Annotated in this window: 2 tRNA genes and 1 rRNA gene; all 3 read right to left on the minus strand. The window is 46.1% G+C overall.

The annotated features are described in order from the left end of the window. Window positions 1-136: 136 nt before the first annotated feature. A tRNA-Ala gene (locus tag ST37_RS05940) sits at window positions 137-212 on the minus strand. Between the two features lie 95 nt (window positions 213-307). Beyond that, window positions 308-384: transfer RNA gene (locus tag ST37_RS05945), tRNA-Ile, on the minus strand. 95 nt (window positions 385-479) lie between these two features. After that, window positions 480-540 (minus strand): 16S ribosomal RNA (locus tag ST37_RS05950); the annotation flags it as partial.

Below are 540 nucleotides of genomic sequence, written 5' to 3' on the forward strand. Positions count from 1 at the left end.
TTTAAATTGAACAACGATAAATCAAATCGTTGTTCGTCAGCTTTCCAAATTGTTAAAGAGCATAGAGTTGTTCTTACGAACAAAACCATTTTTAAAAACACTAATGTCTTTCTAATGAAAGTAATGCGTTTAAAGATGGTGGAGCCATGCGGGATCGAACCGCAGACCTCCTGCGTGCAAGGCAGGCGCTCTCCCAGCTGAGCTATGGCCCCAAAGGGATTTCGCAATCTTTTCGGCCGCAAGGAAACGAATAAGGCCGCATACAATAGTATGCAACGCGTTCGTTGACGCAGCAGACGGAAAGATTTGGTGGGTCTGAGTGGACTTGAACCACCGACCTCCCGCTTATCAGGCGAGCGCTCTAACCAGCTGAGCTACAGACCCAAACCATTGCAGGTTTCTACAAAGTAAAAACCTTAGTCTCTTTTAATATTAACCGTATCAATCTGTGTGGACACTCATCGTGAGAATCTATCGTTTAAGGAGGTGATCCAGCCCCAGGTTCCCCTAGGGCTACCTTGTTACGACTTCACCCCAGTC

The organism is Vibrio sp. qd031 (assembly GCF_002100145.1).
Classification (GTDB): domain Bacteria; phylum Pseudomonadota; class Gammaproteobacteria; order Enterobacterales; family Vibrionaceae; genus Vibrio.